General features: G+C 42.0%; 11 protein-coding genes. 6 read left to right on the top strand and 5 right to left on the bottom strand.

From position 1 onward, the window contains the following. Positions 1–338 precede the first annotated feature (338 nt). Positions 339–1,937 (bottom strand): BACON domain-containing protein, encoded by a 1,599-nt coding sequence (locus OCK74_RS03550; protein ID WP_279295614.1) that lies wholly within the window; start codon positions 1,935–1,937, stop codon positions 339–341. 157 nt (positions 1,938–2,094) lie between these two features. Here OCK74_RS03550 and OCK74_RS03545 point away from each other — a divergent pair, with 157 nt between their 5' ends. From OCK74_RS03545 to OCK74_RS03530, 4 genes are all read left to right on the top strand, one after another. Next, entirely contained in the window at positions 2,095–3,138 is a 1,044-nt protein-coding gene (locus tag OCK74_RS03545; protein ID WP_279295613.1) for a DUF6617 family protein, read from the top strand. A gap of 201 nt (positions 3,139–3,339) precedes the next feature. After that, positions 3,340–3,837, top strand: a complete 498-nt coding sequence (locus tag OCK74_RS03540) for a helix-turn-helix domain-containing protein (protein WP_279295612.1) — start codon at positions 3,340–3,342, stop codon at positions 3,835–3,837. Beyond that, positions 3,824–4,858, top strand: coding sequence for a BT4734/BF3469 family protein (locus OCK74_RS03535; RefSeq protein ID WP_279295611.1), 1,035 nt, complete (start codon positions 3,824–3,826; stop codon positions 4,856–4,858). Before OCK74_RS03540 ends, OCK74_RS03535 begins: the two co-directional genes overlap by 14 nt. Further along, on the top strand, positions 4,858–6,675 hold the full coding sequence (locus tag OCK74_RS03530; protein WP_279295610.1) for a DUF3987 domain-containing protein: 1,818 nt from the start codon (positions 4,858–4,860) through the stop codon (positions 6,673–6,675). The genes OCK74_RS03535 and OCK74_RS03530 overlap by 1 nt, the downstream gene beginning before the upstream one ends. A 103-nt stretch (positions 6,676–6,778) precedes the next feature. On the opposite strand, the gene OCK74_RS03525 is transcribed toward OCK74_RS03530, so the two are convergent. Further along, the gene (locus OCK74_RS03525; RefSeq protein WP_279295609.1) at positions 6,779–7,585 is read right to left on the bottom strand and encodes a hypothetical protein; all 807 of its coding nucleotides are present in this window, start codon (positions 7,583–7,585) and stop codon (positions 6,779–6,781) included. Between the two features lie 263 nt (positions 7,586–7,848). Here OCK74_RS03525 and OCK74_RS03520 point away from each other — a divergent pair, with 263 nt between their 5' ends. Both OCK74_RS03520 and OCK74_RS03515 read left to right on the top strand, forming a co-directional pair. After that, positions 7,849–8,709 carry a hypothetical protein gene (locus OCK74_RS03520; RefSeq protein WP_279295608.1) on the top strand — a complete coding sequence of 287 codons (861 nt, stop codon included), beginning with the start codon at positions 7,849–7,851 and terminating at the stop codon, positions 8,707–8,709. Then, on the top strand, positions 8,700–9,896 hold the full coding sequence (locus OCK74_RS03515; protein WP_279295607.1) for a Piwi domain-containing protein: 1,197 nt from the start codon (positions 8,700–8,702) through the stop codon (positions 9,894–9,896). The genes OCK74_RS03520 and OCK74_RS03515 overlap by 10 nt, the downstream gene beginning before the upstream one ends. Before the next feature lie 52 nt (positions 9,897–9,948). Here the strand turns inward: OCK74_RS03515 and OCK74_RS03510 are convergent, their stop codons facing one another. From OCK74_RS03510 to OCK74_RS03500, 3 genes are all read right to left on the bottom strand, one after another. Next, positions 9,949–13,056, bottom strand: a complete 3,108-nt coding sequence (locus OCK74_RS03510) for an AsmA family protein (protein ID WP_279295606.1) — start codon at positions 13,054–13,056, stop codon at positions 9,949–9,951. Between the two features lie 226 nt (positions 13,057–13,282). Then, positions 13,283–14,293: a hypothetical protein gene (locus OCK74_RS03505; protein ID WP_279295605.1), complete on the bottom strand. Its 1,011-nt coding sequence runs from the start codon at positions 14,291–14,293 to the stop codon at positions 13,283–13,285. 22 nt (positions 14,294–14,315) lie between these two features. Then, on the bottom strand, positions 14,316–16,865 hold the full coding sequence (locus OCK74_RS03500; protein ID WP_279295604.1) for an alpha-galactosidase: 2,550 nt from the start codon (positions 16,863–16,865) through the stop codon (positions 14,316–14,318). Between the last annotated feature and the right edge of the window lie 32 nt (positions 16,866–16,897).

Below are 16,897 nucleotides of genomic sequence, written 5' to 3'. Positions count from 1 at the left end.
GGTAGTTTTGTTTTCACATAGGTTATTGGATTATACAGTTTTCATAGGTCATTGTATGGTTTTCATTGGTTATGGATGTTTTTCATAGGTCATTGATTCATTGGAGACACAAAGCTATATCTGAATATTTGCCTTTGTGGGTGAGAATCGTTCAATGGGGGTAGGAAAAGGCCGAAATGCAGATTCCCGGAGGTGGGATTCTTAGCACTATATTGCTGTTTTTCAATGAGTTAGTGATTACACTTAGCTTTCGCATAGAGGAGATTAGGTGTTAATCCTAATCCAGATTGGTAATAATGAAAGGCTAGTTGATCAGCTTGTTTTTTGTTGCTGGTTGGTTAAAAAACAATTAACCAAGCATCGTCTTTTCCGTGCTGGCCTACAATGTCGCCATCATTGCTATTTGTAGTTCCTGTAACCAGGTAGGTGCCACTGCCTGTCGCCACAATGGAATTGGCTACATCTAATCCTGTTCCACCAAAGGGCTTTTGCCATTCTATACCGCCATTGCTATTTAATTTCGTAACCCAGGCATCTCCACTCACATACTGCCCACTCCCATTCACACTGGCAGTGCTTCCTGCCACCATACAACCACCGTCAGGTGTGGGAATAACTGAGTGCCCAACATCATCATTTGATCCTCCCAAAGTTTTTTGCCATACCTTATTTCCACTCCCGTTTAGCTTTATTATCCATGCATCCTTGCCGCCATGCAAACCAGTCACATCGCCGTCATCACTAGTAGTGTAACCCGAAATAATGAAACTACCATCTGTTGTGGCTGCTATACTCCAGGCAAAATCTACCATAGTGCTGCCGAAAGCTTTCTGCCACTGTAAACTGCCGCTTTTATCAATTTTGAAAGCCCAAAAGTCTAACGATCCATGCGTTGGCATAACATCTCCGTCTGCACTGTAAGCATTACTGTATCCTATAGCTACATACCCTCCATCAGCACTTTTAGTAACAGATATGGCCATTTCTGAATTAGTACCGCCATATGCTTTTTGCCATAGTAGATTTCCAGTGTCATCAATTTTAAATAACCATGCATCACCAGCACCAGTTAAGCCCGGTGTCACATGTTGCCCACTCACATCACCATCAGTGCTTGCCGTTACCGCTGCCACCAAGTAGCCACCATCTGAAGCTGCAATAATGGAAAAAGCCTGTTCATAACTTGAACCTCCATAAGTTTTCTGCCAGACCTTGTTCCCATTTGCATCAATTTTTACCAGCCAAACATCTTCGCCCCCATGCTTGCTGGTTACATCGCCATCACTGCTGGCAGTCCTTCCAACAATAATATAGCCACCATCCGGTGTCGCAATGATTGCATTGCCATTTTCATCTGCGGAACCGCCATATGTTTTTTGCCATTGCTTTTTTCCTTCTGCGTCCACCTTAACCACCCACACATCTTTTTTGCCATGGTTCGCACTGACATCACCATTGTTGCTCAAAGTGGAACCTACAGCAATATAACCTTTGTCCGGGGTAGGAATTGCTGCAGTAAATTCATCGCTCTCCGTTCCACCATAAACGTTGCGCCATGGTGTAAATTCATATTGATTCTGAGTGATGGAAATGTTCACTGCTTGTGCTGCATTCTCATCCGGCTTCACTACTATAGTGGCTGTCCTGTTTGTGCCAGTGGTATTACTCTCTTGTATCGTAACATACACCTTTGTATTGCCAACTCCGTTGGTACTACTGGTTTTTAACCAGGTAGCGGTAGTTGGATTTATTGATAAGGTCCATTTACCACTGTAATTGACAGTAAAAGAATCAATAGCTGTCGAATTACCGTTTAAGGTTATACTGGTGGTACTGGTATTTAATTGAGGGGGTGTTTCATTAGAATTGCCAGATTTCTGGCAGGACACAATCAGGAATGTACATATAAGTACAAGAAAATCAATTGGTTGTTTCATTAGGTAGCGAATTTTTGGCGGCAAATATACTGATGGTTTATCATATGTCCGGACCTGGGTTTGTTATTGAAATCATAATGATATTTTATATGATCAGGTATTATTGCAATTAATCAAACTAAGACTAACTAATTATCCTGAGATAAGGCTTTGCTCTATGAGACTGTATTATGTTTTAAAATTGTATGACCAGATACTTTATGGTGTTCTTAATCCCTGGACGAAAGACTCCAATTCAGCGGTGAAATACCAGCACCTGCTGCATGAATTGACTTTGGAAACGTTCCATGTGCGGCCGATATTCGATATGAATTTCCTGAAGCCGGTTGGGCCGAAGAGACAATATTATGCGGCTATTATTGAGCATGAATTTAGAAGCATACTTAGCGATTTCGACCGAGAGATGGGTGCTGCTAACAGTGAGGATGAGAGGACCTTCCTTGCTACTAAAGTTCTCAAAAATGTTGATCAACATTTAAGGAGAACGGCTTTTATTATCAATAGCAAAGGATATAAGAGTGACATCATTTTACCGCCCAGTTATTTTCGCCATACCACTGAGTGTGACACAGCTGATGCGACCTATATCCTCCAGCTGATGAAATTCCAGTTGATCCGCCTTTACCTGGAATTGCAAGAAAGGTATGCGCCTTATATCGACATGGAAGTATTTTGTGAGGAGGATATCCACCAGCACTATTTTGGAGAAACGGCACCTGAGCGGTCATTCATTGTAAAGGTGTGTTCAACATCTATCCATCCTGTGCAGACCACCTATGTTCCGTCAACTGAAAAAGTGTTCCAACCCAGGATGTATGATGTGAGACCACCTGTACCGGGTGTGTTGTCCTATGAAAAGATCGTTGCTAATCAAGAAAGATTTGCGCGGCTGGAGCGTGTGTTGTTTGAACACCATCTTATTGACCATGATTACGAGTTTCAACGAAAGCCCATGGGTAATTATTTAAGAATGGCGGCAATCTACCTTGTTGCTTTTCAAAAGGGATATTTTCAAAAGTATTACTTTATAAATGGGCGTAGATATACGCTTACGGCAAAGGATGTGCTGAAATTTTTCAATCGCAGGTACAATATCCATATTGATAAGCAATTCAGAACCCTTAGCAAGAAGGGAGCATTGAGCCGTTTCCTGGAAAATAATCAAAATAATCTCTGGATTTCCCTTATAGACAAGTTATGAAAGTCCGGATTTTCCCATAGTTCGTACCAGAGCAAAATACCAGGGAAGCTTATAAGAAACTGACGTTCAGCAACATGCGAAAAATAGAAAATCCGGATTTTAGCAGTTTGAATTCTTTTGCACAATTTCACACTGACTCCGGAAACAGGAGTTGACTTTAGCGCTGAAGTCCATTTTATCACAATAATCTTCGTTATTAAAATGGACGAAATTTTCAAACGACTTGATGAAATCGTAGGTCTCATCAAGAACCAAAGTATTTACCTGAAAGAGGTCATGACTTTCAGTGAAGCCTGCCTGTACTGCAACTTTCCCAACGCTCATATGTACAGGCTTGTCAGCCAGGGGGGCATTCCTCATTATAAACCCAATGGGAAGATGATCTTCTTCCGAAGAACGGAGCTGGATACCTGGCTGCTGCGCAAACGCAATTTTACCAAGGATGAACTGAAACAAGTGGTCACTTCTTTTTTACTGGAAAAATCAAACGCAGACAAGCTGAATGAACAATGGATCGACAGCCAGGATGTGATGCAGGCACTGCATATCAGCAAAAGAAAATTACAAACGTTGCGCGACAACGGCAGTCTGCCTTTCACCCATATCGAGCACAAACTCTACTACAAGGTCAGCGATGTAGAAGCCCTATTGGAACAAAGTTATGTAACCTCAAAACCCGATACTCATGGAACAAAATAAAGACATCATCATCACCAGGAAAGACATTCTCGATCTTACGTATTATGGCATGAAGGTGTATGCCCATATACTGCATCATTATTATCCCAAGGATGAAACGGTTCTTGTTTTAAAAGGCAAGAAATGCAAGCCGGCTAAAAACCCTTTCAACGGGGATGAACATACGCTGATGGTGTATCTCAGGAAGGATATGGCGATGCATTATGATACAGCCGTTCAAAGTTTTGCAGGCAATGTATTTGCTTTTGCCGCACAGCACTACCAACTAAAAGGAGCAGCTTTGCTGGAAAGGATCGACGAGGATATGGAGCTGGGCATTGGCAAAAAACAGGTAGAGCGCCAAACTAAAAAAGCCAATGGTCAAAAGCTTCAACATCCTCAACTTCCTCAGAATCCTCAAATCCCCATTTCCTCATTGACCCATTTTTGTCATCATCCGCAAAATCCCACTGACATGAAAAGCAGAAAAGTATATAAAGTCAGATCTCCTCAATTCAGCTATTTCAGGAAGCCCATCCAAAATACCGTGCCTCTTGGATATGGCAGCCTTGTGGATATTTATAAGGTCATTACCAGTACCCAGTTTGAAAATGTCACCCAAAAACTAAGGGCCATCACAGATAAAGAGAAAGCCCGTAAGTTTAAAGAGAAGAATTTTGATTATGTTACTTTTTCCGGCATTTTCTCCAGCCGGGAAAATAATGCATTGGTCATACATTCGGGGCTTTTCACTGTAGACTTCGATCATGTGCCAGATGTTGAAGGATTGAAGCGACTGCTGTTGAAGGATCCGTACTTTGTAACAGAAATGCTGTTTGTCTCTCCTTCCGGCGATGGGCTCAAGTGGATCATTCCCATCAATACTAATAAAACATCACACCAGGAGTGGGCCCAAAGCATTGGTGCTTACCTTTTTAAAACGTACGGGCTAAAGATGGATCCGTCAGGCAAGGATGTGGCCAGGGCGTGTTTCCTGCCTTATGATCCTAATGCTTATATCAATCCTAAATATTTACATTAATGGAAAGAAAAGAATTTGATCCACAGGATTGGATAAAGAAGGAGGATAGTCATCAACCGGTTTACCAGACTGATGCCTCTGAGGTAGAACTTGTCATCAGCAGCATAGAAGCAGCAAGGGTGGATATTACAGCTTCTTACACCCACTGGCGTAATATAGGCTTTGGGCTGGCCAGTGCTTTTGGCGCAGCTGGCAGGGAATATTTTCACAGGGTCAGTTGTTTTTATCCCCGGTATGAAAAAGGGGAATGTGACAAGCAGTATGACCAATGCCTGAAGGCTAAAGGCAGCGGTATTACGCTTAAAACCTTTTTCTATTATGCCCAACAGGCGGGGATAGCCACAGCCACACCCCCAACCCCTAAAGTGGAGTATCAACGCACAGGCTCTGAGGATCAGGCAATGCAGGATAAGGTAGAGCAAGAGCAGGTGCAGCAGGAGTTGCAACCGGAGCCCGGGCCAGCAGAAGAACTTGAGCAAGGGCCTCCTACCCTGCCTGCAGGGATTTATGAAGAGGTCCCCCATTTTTTAAAGAAGGCAGTTGCGCTGGCCACCTCGAATGAAGAGCGGGATATTTTACTTTTGGGATCGCTGGTGGCCCTGAGTTCCTGCCTGCCTAAAATTTATGGTATCTATGATGGCAAGCAGGTGTTTTCCAACTTATTCCTTTTTATTACCGCGAGAGCATCAGCAGGTAAAGGCCGCCTGGTGCATTGCAAGCAGTTGGTGTTGCCGATTCACAAGCACCTGAGGGAACAGGCCCGTTTGTTGAAAAAGGAATATAACCTGTTATTGGCCGAGTTCAACCAGAATGAAAAAGATAGTAGTGTAGAAAAGCCCGGTAAGCCGGCTGAAAAGATGCTGTTGATACCGGCAAATAACAGTACTACTGGTGTGTTTCAATTGTTGCATGAAAATGAAGGCAGGGGAATGATCTTTGAAACGGAGGGAGATACCCTGGCGCAGGCTTTCAAGAGTGACTATGGAAATTACAGTGATGGTTTCCGGAAAGCATTTCATCATGAGACCATTTCCTATTACCGGCGTACAGACAGGGAGTATGTAGATATAGACAGCCCTTGTATCTCTACTATTTTAACCGGAACACCTAAACAAGTATCCACTTTAATTCCAAGTGCAGAGAACGGGCTGTTCAGCCGTTTTATGTTCTACTACATGAGTGTACAGCCGGTATGGAAGAATGTATTCTCTTATTCTTCAGATAACAGCCTGGATGCTTATTTTGGCAAGCTTGGGCAGGAGTTCTTTCAATTTTACAAGCAACTGGAAGAGCAGCAAGAGCCTATAGAGTTCCAGCTTACAGAGGAGCAGCAGGCTCAATTCAATCAATTCTTTTCTCAAATACAAGTGACCTATATCAGTTTGAAGGGTGTTGATTACCTGGCGACGGTGCGGCGATTAGGTTTGATTGCTTTTCGTACCAGTATGATCTTTTCGGCTTTGCGTATTATGGAGCATGGCACTATTGCCAGGCAGCTGCTTTGTGAGGACAGGGATTTTCAAATCACAAAGGATATCGTCAAAACGCTTGTGAAACATGCATCCAAAGTTTTCTCTGAACTTCCTGAAGAAGAACAATTGCCACAACGTAAAGACCTGAAAGAACGGTTCTTTGTATCTCTGCCTAAAAACTTTGGTAGAAAAGTATACCTGGAGGCAGCCATCAAGTTAGGTATACCTGATAAAACTGCGCAGCGCCACATTGCTGAATTCTGTAAAATGGGTATGCTTCAGCATAATGGGCGTGACAAGTACCAGAACTTAGTTGTCGAGAAAATGGACATTTTGGGGAGGTGAGGAAATGAGGATATGAGGATTTGGGATATCGGCTATTCCTACCATAAAAAAGAAGCCGTATCATAGTTTTGATACGGCTTCTTTAGAAAATGTCTTTACCAGATTAATTATCCTGTTTCTCTTTGGTTCCTTGTGCCTTGAAAATAGAAAAGCCTAAATTGATGCCAATCCAAGGTCTATTCCTGTAAATCCATTGTCTTCCCACTTCTCCTGCTACCAGGTCGTAACCAGCAAATGCACCAATTTGAAATTTATTGTACTCGAAAAGATAACCAAGAGATAAAGTCAATGCGGACTGGTTTGATTTTACTTTTACATATCCTTGCGTCGTTGTACTATCTACACCGATAGAGGTTATACCAAAGCCGGCCAGGAAGTTATGTGCTATTTCATTTGGTTCGAAGGTTTGTTGATGTTTCCAACCAAACAATAATCCCAGATTAAAATCATTATCAAAATCGAATGGTACACGGTAGCCGCCCTTTTTTAAGTCATCACCACTACCAGGTCTTATTTTCACCAGGGTTGTTGCTGCACCCACAGTAAACCCACCTTTCTTTTCCCACTTCTGTGCACTTAATTCATATTCTGCTTTTGGTAAGATAAAATATTTTGATCGCTCATTTTCAACAACATATTCCTTATTGAGTGTGTCATTGGATCTCCACTCCAAAAAGCTTATCACATAATCACCATCTTTCGTAATCCTGTCAATCGTGAACTCCCAGCCTCTTTCAACCGTTTTCTTTATAACATTTGCATCCTTGTCCTTTTTTTCATTCCCAAGGGGATCAGCTTCTTTTAATTCAGTTGACTGGGTGAACTGATGAATTCCTTTTAGTAAATCCTTCTGTGCGAAAGCATAAGATAAAGTAAATAGCAGGCAGAGTGTCAATACATATTTTCTCATAACGTTGGTTTTTTGGCGTGCAAAAGTGAGGCAAGTTTTTTAGAATACAAATAGTCTATGTGTTTTTTTCTTGTCCTGATATAATATTTCGGATATACTATGTTGTTATACTACCAGATTATAATCCCGCATGTTTGCCCAGTAAAGGTGTTGATCATAAGAGGTTTTTGTCTTTTTATTTATTATTTTAAAACGATATTAAATCATATCGTATGGTGTTATAAAACATTACATTGCGCCGCCAAAATTTAATAACTGTTGTTATGAGTAAGCAAAACCTGCAAACTAATGTCCTGCCATTTGACTGGCCCGAGGAAACAATCCTGATGTATTTTAACAAGAAAGAACAACCGAATAGTTACCGGCTTAACAATAGCCGATTTCCTAAACGGTGGGCAACACTTTTCCCAGACCTGAATCCCCCAGACTTTATATATACATCTTTCGAGCAGCCGGAAGAAGGTTTTGTTTCACAAGCTATTGACGTAAGGACTGACCACCCAGGCTTTGTTCAACATTATTACCACCATAAGCTACATCAACACTTTAAAGAGCAAGATGAGCTGATTGTAGCACCAGGCTTCACCAATGGAATCAACATTTGGGAGCCTGAAAATGAAACGGCAGATTGTTATGGATTCGAGCGTTTTTTCCTGCGCGTGCAACTACGGACATTAAGTGATCTACCTGAAATGGTAATCGCTTACAAGGGGCCTATTGAAGTACTCAAGAGCAGCATAGCCGACAATATATCATTTGTACCGACGACTACTTTGGAATGGGTATTGGCCGGAAAGCGCCTGGCCAGATATATTGATTATGTTCGGGAAGGTAATGTAGATTTTGGTGGTGCATATCCTGTATTAAACAGTGGACTTAGAAAAGCCTTAGGCATGGCAGCACCTCCAAGAGGGCAACCTAATCAATACACAGCGCATTATCAATACATCAAGGACTTTTGCAGCCAGTACCTGTATACAGCAGCGTTCAGGGCATGCATCCCTGTTCTTAATCGATTTTTACCAGCCAATTCAAAGCTGGTGCAAGTTATTCATCAAAACAATCATCATCAACAGCCTGGCAAGCGTACCAGACAGGCAGAAAAAAATACATCATGGAATTAAAGCCACACAAGTATTGTCCTCATCCCTATATCCAAATGTTCTTTATAGCACACTACCAGGACCAGCACCTAATTGAAACTTTACAACAATATTTATTTAAAGGGCACGGGCAGTTTCCTGGTTTACACAGATATGTTCAATTAAACATCCACCCAAATGAGGAGTTGGATATCGTGTTTCATGATCTTGAGCATCCCTACCGGGAAGTTACGATTGCCTTAGATAACAATGCCTTCAACTGGTATGGAGACATCACTTATATTGCTATATACATTTCGCCCTATAAGGACATTGACGAGGACCCGAAAGCCAATGCATTTCACTATCAAGTGATCAATGCCCTATTAGAAAGAGGGATTACTTTACAAGTATTCAAAGCGGAGCAACTGAACGATGCCGATGCACCTCTTGAAAAAATTCTTGCCGATGCTGCAGTTGCCATGCTGGCCAAACTAGACGGGATTCCCTGGCGCCTGACTGCACCGGTGAAGCGTGAGCTTACCTTTGGCATCAGCGCTTTTAAAGGTAAAGCGGATGGTGTACCCTACCTAGGATGTGCGTGCAACTTTAGCAATGATGGCACTTTCGAAGTATTTGAAGTTTTCCAGAAGCATGAAGTCAAACTGCTTGCTGGCTTTATCAGTTACATGACCAGCAGATACATTTATGAACATGAATATCCATCAAGGATGGTCATTCATTTTTACAAGAAATTAAGTCCTAAAGAACTGGAACCTATACAAAAAGCAATAGAGGAACTGCAATTATCGAAACCCATTCCCATCTTTTTGATATCTATGCATCAAAGCCCTGATATTCTTGCCTTCGATATGAATTCGGAAGACAGCATGCCCAATAGCGGTACCATTATCAAGGTTGGACAACATCAATACCTGCTTTATAATAATGGGAAGTTTGTAAATGGGCATTTTGATCACAACAATAGTTTTCCATTGCCTATCAAGTTGGAATTTGACTGCACAGATAAAGGGCTGCTTGAAGATAAGGAGGTGGTTATTGAGCTGATTGACCAGGTGTTCCAGTTTGGCCATATGTATTGGGGTTCTTTGCCGCAGCAGGGTTTACCGGTGAGTGTTTTGTACCCGGAGATGATGGCGCGGACTCTACCCTATTTTAAAGATGGGTGGATACCGGGTTTTGGGTTGAGGAATCTTTGGTTTTTGTGAGGGGGTGTGGGGAACGACAAAACCCGCTACGAGAGCGGGTTTTAAAATTAATTTATTGGTGTACCGGTTGCACCTCTTCATCGGGCTCTTCGGTTGATTCTTCTATCTTATCGGAATCTTTGGAGCGGCGCAATTTTACCTGGGGGTTTTCCTGTGTGCCAACAACAGTAAACGGAATGCCAATAATGCCAAATGGAGGCAAGCCAAGCCGGCCCGTTAGATTTAGCTTGCCATCAAAGCTAACCTGGCCTTCGAAGCGGGGATGAAAACCAAAAACTTTCATCTTTGTGCGTTGGAGCGTGATGATATTGTTGGCAATACTTGTTTTGATATCTACTTTCCTGAGATTCGGGTTGTTTACACTATCCTTATTGGTAGCCTTGCTTACAGCACTGAATAATTTAAGACCATTAACTTTTACGTCATGTAAAGACATAACACCGCCGCCTTTGAGTGAAGGGTAGATTGGTTCCATGTTGGCATCCAGTTTACCGCTTAATTTATAATCCAGGGAAACTATGCCCTCTGTTTTGGATGCAGAGCTGGCAAGGTCATGAAAGAGGCGGATCTCATTATATGCACGTTTTATATCGAAACTGTCTGCTTTGATATGATATTCGAAACTTGCTTTGCGTGGAGAAATGCTTGCATATGTCGCATCCATCTCTATTGGTGCATTAATCAGTTCAAAACCCGTTTTGTTGAGAATAAGCTTCCCGTTGGCGATAGCCATACCACCTTTGAAGTTTTGTATTTCAAGGCTATCATATGTTACTTTATTGGCTGCAACATTAAAAGTAATATCGAAGTTGGAAGGAATGATCACCACACCGGAGCTATCAGCCGGAGATGCAGTGGTATCGCCTGCATAAGCCATAAATTCATCCACGTAAAAGTGTTTGGTGTTTAGATCAAAGCTTCCTTTCAGCGGTGCATTTTCCTGCATTGCGTAATTGACAATATTAAAAAGGTAGCCATTTAATGTGATGCCTGTTTTGCCGTAAACAGCATTGAATTTTTCGAACCACGTCTTTTCATTTTCAAACCGGAACAGCCCGGTCTTTATCATAAATGGCAATGGAAAGTAGTTGGAGTACAATGTAATATCTTGTAGCTCTGCCGTTCCAGAATTGTTCAGCCTGTTGTAACGGCCTGCAGTTGCATCGCTTTGCAGGCCCTGCAGTTTAAGATTGGTTTTTATAGTGCCTTCTACGTTCAGCCCTTCCTGTGAAAATACCTGGTATATCCTTCCAATATCAAGCGTGCCGCTGGAGGTAATGTCATACTTCAGATCTTCAAAATTCTCCAGGTCTGCTTTTATAGTGAAAGGCTGGCCTTCGAATAAGAAAGAAATGGGTTGCAATTCAAACTGCATATCGGCCAATGTGCCTTTGTCTGTAATTGCATTCGCCCTTAGCTGTATCTTTTCTATAGGGTGGGGATAATAGCTGGTTTTTAAATAACCATTTTGCAGGTTGATGTTCGCCTTTGTTACGGGAAATTGTTTTTGATCTGGCAGGTATTTACCTTTTAAAATCACATCAAGATTAAGGTCGCCGGCAATATCTATGCTTTCAAGCGGGTAATAATTTTTGATATTGCCGAGATGCAACAAAGCTTTTAGATCTGCATCTACATTGGTAAGATCGTTGAGCCTGAAATAACCTTTGATATAATCACTGAGCATATTTGCGTTTAACTGCTCAATGGACAGATCAGTATGTTTGTAATTTCCATCGGAGTTCGAAGCATTTAGTTTGAAACTGATGTTTTTAATATCCTGCGGTAATGAAGTGAGTTTGAAATAGCCATTGGTTAAAGATGATTGCAGATTAAAGGCAGGGATATTGGTAATGATCGTATCTGTTCCCCGTCTACCTTTTTGCACTACCGCCGTCTCATATTTTCCGTCTGCAGTAAAATGAATTCTATACTTTCCTTTTACGTCAAAAGGTTGCACACCAAATGCCCTGTCCCATTTCTCCAGGTCCATTTCACTGTTGATCTTTGCATGCAGCTCAGGTCTGCTTAGATTCTTAAGTTTAATAATGGAGCTAAAATAGTCCTTGTCGATATTGAAGAAGATGGAATCAATATTTACATACAGGCTGTCTGTATTCAGTGAAGGAAGTTTTGAGTCGAAATTGAGGAACAGATTTTTTACAGGAGAGGGTACGTTCTGGTTATTAATATATCCTTCGCGGATAGTCATCTTAAAACCGAGATCAGGCATGAGGTTTTGTTCTGCAATATATTTTCCTTTTAAGTAGGCCTGTATCTCCGTTTTTCCACCAAGTTTTGTTTTGCTAAACCAATCCATATATTCAGGCGGCAAAGCAGAAAATACATCATGCAAGTCACCTTTGGTAGCGTTTAATTCAAAGTCAATATTATAACCCTGTTGCAGGAGCTCAAATTTGCCGACGAAATCCACGGGCAGCGAATTGATCAGCAGGTCATTTTTAGTGAACTCAAATGCAAGTGAATTGGTGTTGATCTTTGTAACAAGGTCGGCCCTTAATGTTTTTGAGTTGATATAGTGTCCAAAGTTGTAGTCAAAATCGAACGTTTTCACCTGTATGTTGGAAGAAAGATCAAAGATGGCCTTGCTCAGGTCACCCTTGCCCACATAGTCCAAATTTTGCGCTTTAATAAGAAGGGGGATTGATAGATCATCATACACAAGGTTGCTGTTATCTATCTGTATTCTTTCGATCTTTAAAGATGTACCGGAACTGTCTGGTGATGCAGCCGAATGTGTAGTATCTGATTTATACACATTATAATTGGCAGCACCTTCCGCATTTATTTTTATAAAAATATTTGCTTCCGTAAAATATATTTCATCGATACTGATCAATTCAGAAAATAAAGTTGAAAGATCAATTCCCAATGCCAATTCGCCCGCATTAAGCAGTGTATCTTTCGAGTAGGGAGCAGAGCCCATCACAGAAATATCATACAGCGTAAGGGTAAGCGAAGGAAAATGATTGAAGAATGAAAGTCGTGCCTTTGAAAAGTTCAGTTCAGTGGTAATGGCATTGTTGGCCCATTTTTTTATTTTATCCGCCACGAAGCCCGGGAACAAAACAGGAAGCAAAAACATGAGCAGTAAAATACTGCCAATGGTGATGCCACTTATCGTGAGGATTTTTTTCATCACTTGTAAATAAAATTATAACAATTAAATGATTAGGATTATCATGTTTGGACATTGACATTTTGAATATGCCAAGAATTATAAATTTTGGTAAGTGAACTAATGATCAATTATGATGTACAAAAACTAGAGCTCGATGGGTTGGGAAGACAGGATTCAACAGATTCCGGTGGTTTACGGAATGGCACATAATAGTAATCAATTTAAAAAAGAGCAATTACCCTTCTTACAAAATCCTGTATTCCGCTTCTGCTTCTTGCTCCGCTTTTAAGCGATAGAGCTCCTCTAACCTTGTAAAGGGGGCTATCAACCGCTCATCCAGACCTTTACTTTCCAGCCGGCTAAATATAGTATATCCTTGTTGGTCAGCTGCAAAGATGGTCTGGTAAAGAGAAAGGAAAGATTCGCTTTGTTTTTGCAAAGAACGAATAAAATAGTTCAAAGGCTCTTTTAATTTGGCCTCCAGCAATCCTGTAATCAGATGGAGCAGGTGTGCGGCATTGGGTCTGCTCTTTTCCAGGGATAGACAAGCCTGGGCATATAACTCTTTAATAGGAATGCCCAACGCATGCAATCCCATGTTGATGAAATAACTATTGTCTTCAAATGGATTCACTGCCCAACTCTCCTGCATAATGTTTTCAAGGAATAGCTGTTTATTCTGCGGACCATTTAAAGCGGTTGCCAGCAGTATAGGCCCGCAACAAGAAGGAGATGCGTCACCTGCAGCATGTTCGTTTAGGCGAATGATCAAATCCTGCCGGTGGATCCTGGCTGCAGGCAGTACAACATAATCCGGAAACAAGGGCTGCTGCAAACACCTTTCCACCTGCTTTTCTATAACAACTTCATAGCCCTCACAAGAATAATTTAAAAGGGCCAGACAAACAGCTTCTTGCAGGGCCCAGCCCAGCTCAAATACACGGTTGTAATAATCTATCAATATTGGTAACGTATTTGGTTGACCAAGATAGCTGAGCGCCACTAAGGTTTCAGGAGGGAAGTCTTCCCTTAGCACACCATTACTGATGGCCTGAGTAAACAAGTCTTCCGCCATTCGATCATTCCCGAGGGTCATAACCACCTGCAACAAGTCCTCATGCTTTTGCAGTAAAAAAAGCTGGTAAACCTGTTCTGCATCTTCCTCAGCACCATATTTACAAATTGTATCTAATAGTGGAGGCCGCAAAAACGAATACCGATCCAGTGAGGCTAATGCTTGGGTAGCTTTCAACATAAGCAGTTAAATATCATTTACATCAGAATAGTTGTACCGTTTGTCGCCTGGTTTGATTGGTAATTGGCCAAAGTATATCGTTACCTGTTTTAGCTGCCGGTGCAGTTACTTTCTGCTCTGTGAGTAAAAAACATTCAAAATTGACGGCTTCGCTGTATTCAATTTTTATGGTTTTCCCGGCATAACTTCTAAGATCAATTGAAATCATCGACCAGTCTTTTGCTTTAGCACTGGGCATTCCCGAAACAGCATATGATGCGTAATCATTGATTTTTGATTTGCTTGAACGCATGATGGGCGCCGACAGTCCGTTGATTTTTACTGAAGGTGTAACCGGGCGACCAATCAGCAGCAAGTCGCATCTTGATTGTGCATTTGCCGGAACCTGCAAGGTGGTAGACATGTCTTTTTTATTTGTACTAAACTGAACTGGCTGTAATGGCCGCACGCCAGAAAGGGCCTTACCTTTTTCAAACTCAAAAACCATGGTAGCATAGCCTGGCAACACAATCTCCATGGCTTTGCCTGCAACAAATGTTTTTGGATAAACATCCTGGTAAGGAAAGACAACCCGGGCCCGGTACTGTTCATTTTTATTGCCATAAAACTGAACACTTTCATTAAACGGAACAATCAATTTTTGTGCAACCGCTTGCGGATTACGGGCTACCAAAACAGCTTTATTCCCATCCCATCCAATATATCCATAAGTATTTCCTTCATCGGGGCGGCCGCCACAATAAACTGTATTATTCAAAGCGCCTCGGTGTTTGGCGGCCCAGTTGTTGGTGGTGCAAAGCGCCTTCCAGTAATCATCGCTCATTACAGATGGAGAGATGTACCATTCTTTCAGCAAGGTTCCCCGGCCATAATGCATGATCACATATTCCAACCAGTCTTGCAAATTATCCTGTGGACTCTCCATTCTTCCATCGCTTGTTTTAATAATGCCATGAGTCATTAACCGGGATATGGGCACTAAGGGGCGGTCGGCCGGATTCCCAAACATGCGGTAGATATAAGTATCCCGGTCGGTACTGGCCATGGCCCTGGTTGATATTTCGGGCCAGTTCTTATTAGTACCATCATCGCCAGCCAGCATCCATAAATAATCGGCATACATGAGCCAGTATGGCGAAAACCATATCCAATTGGTCAGGTTCTGATGTATTTCAGGGTTTATTTTTCTTGTGGCGAGTAACATTTGAATGGCCGCATCCAGGTTGGCCTCGTGCCCGTGTCTTTCTGTAGGCGGATGCCCATTGCCTTCGCCCGCATCACTTAAATCATTAAAGTCGTGTTTGTAATAAATGACGCCGGTTTTCTTAGTAATATCCGGCAGTTGTTGCAGCATTTTATTTTTGTATCTGGCTGCCGATAAACTATAATACCTGCCATATTGCGAGAAATAACTATTCCGCTTTGCTTCTTTATATCCTTGCTGAATGCCCCAATCGATATTATTGGTGTAGCCGTTCAGCGACAGCCACATGCCAAAGCCCACACCTTCGGCTTTCAGCTTATCACTCATTTTCCTTACATCATCAAAGCCATTAGGAAAGTATTTTGGCAGAGGTTCCCAAATAGATTTACGATCCTGCCAGCCATCATCCACCACCATGGCATCCATTTTCACGCCATAGGGCGCAATCGCTGTTTTAAAAGAACGCCAGATATTCAACAGGCCATCACCACTCAGATCTTTTGCCATGGGCTCAAACCAGTTGTTGTAATGCAAAAAAGACCGGGGTGCTTTCCAGATGGTTGATAAATAATTCATGAATGCCTGTTGCACCGATTGCCCCGGCAAACTAATTCCACATGTTGCAGTCTTGCTCAGCACCTGGTATTTTCCCGGTGTGGTTTCGACGGCATAACCGGGAAAATGCATGAGCCGAAGCATTCCTTTTTCGCCCTTTGGCTCAATATCTTTGCCCTCCAGATCGATATAGCTGTAGTTGCCTACTTTTTCGTAATACCTGCTATAATCTTTTGGCGTATTGCCATCGGTATGCCTGCTATAACCTGCGGGATATTCCAAGCCAAAAAACCATTTCTCATTTACAAACACGGGTTCGCCCCTTCCGCCACCCGAGGCATTTCCTTCTATAACAAACCGCTCCGTTTCCAACCGGTCGATGGTGGCATTTTTATCAAAATCCAGGCTTACCACTTTGCGTACAAATGGTTCGCCCTGACGAATGCTGTATTTGATATGTATTTGACCTGGCGCATCGGCAGGATATTGACGCCCATTTTCTTTTTGATAGCTGACGATCAACCAGGAAGAATCGCCTTTTTGCATTTGTCCTGGTTTGCCCTGAAGGATATAATCATTCAGTGTCACCGATTGATTATCCATAAACAGCATGTGCAGTTCCTCGCTCTTTACCGACAATACATTTTTCTTACCGGCATCGGCAAATTGAGTGGTCAGCCATACTCTTCCATTAAACTTCAACGTTCTGCTTATTCGATCGTTCTTTAGCACAAGCTCCTGCGCATCACTTTTTATAAAAAGGAAAATAGAAAATATCAACAGTGTCCAATATCGTACCGGTGGTTTGCTCATTTGCAATGATTTGTAGTTTTTTTATACTGCAG

The sequence above is a fragment of the Paraflavisolibacter caeni genome, from assembly GCF_025628885.1.
GTDB classification, from domain to species: Bacteria; Bacteroidota; Bacteroidia; order Chitinophagales; family Chitinophagaceae; genus Flavisolibacter; species Flavisolibacter caeni.
Note: the sequence above shows the minus strand (reverse complement) of the source record. Positions and strands in the feature narration are given on the sequence as shown.

Bases quoted from the DNA above. Each gene is read 5' to 3' on its own strand.
- OCK74_RS03515 (WP_279295607.1), top strand. From the start codon at position 8,700: ATGGAATTAAAGCCACACAAGTATTGTCCTCATCCCTATATCCAAATG.
- OCK74_RS03550 (WP_279295614.1), bottom strand. From the start codon at position 1,937: ATGAAACAACCAATTGATTTTCTTGTACTTATATGTACATTCCTGATT.
- OCK74_RS03525 (WP_279295609.1), bottom strand. From the start codon at position 7,585: ATGAGAAAATATGTATTGACACTCTGCCTGCTATTTACTTTATCTTAT.
- OCK74_RS03530 (WP_279295610.1), top strand. From the start codon at position 4,858: ATGGAAAGAAAAGAATTTGATCCACAGGATTGGATAAAGAAGGAGGAT.
- OCK74_RS03535 (WP_279295611.1), top strand. From the start codon at position 3,824: ATGGAACAAAATAAAGACATCATCATCACCAGGAAAGACATTCTCGAT.
- OCK74_RS03510 (WP_279295606.1), bottom strand. From the start codon at position 13,056: ATGAAAAAAATCCTCACGATAAGTGGCATCACCATTGGCAGTATTTTA.
- OCK74_RS03505 (WP_279295605.1), bottom strand. From the start codon at position 14,293: ATGTTGAAAGCTACCCAAGCATTAGCCTCACTGGATCGGTATTCGTTT.
- OCK74_RS03500 (WP_279295604.1), bottom strand. From the start codon at position 16,865: ATGAGCAAACCACCGGTACGATATTGGACACTGTTGATATTTTCTATT.
- OCK74_RS03545 (WP_279295613.1), top strand. From the start codon at position 2,095: ATGAGACTGTATTATGTTTTAAAATTGTATGACCAGATACTTTATGGT.
- OCK74_RS03520 (WP_279295608.1), top strand. From the start codon at position 7,849: ATGAGTAAGCAAAACCTGCAAACTAATGTCCTGCCATTTGACTGGCCC.
- OCK74_RS03540 (WP_279295612.1), top strand. From the start codon at position 3,340: ATGGACGAAATTTTCAAACGACTTGATGAAATCGTAGGTCTCATCAAG.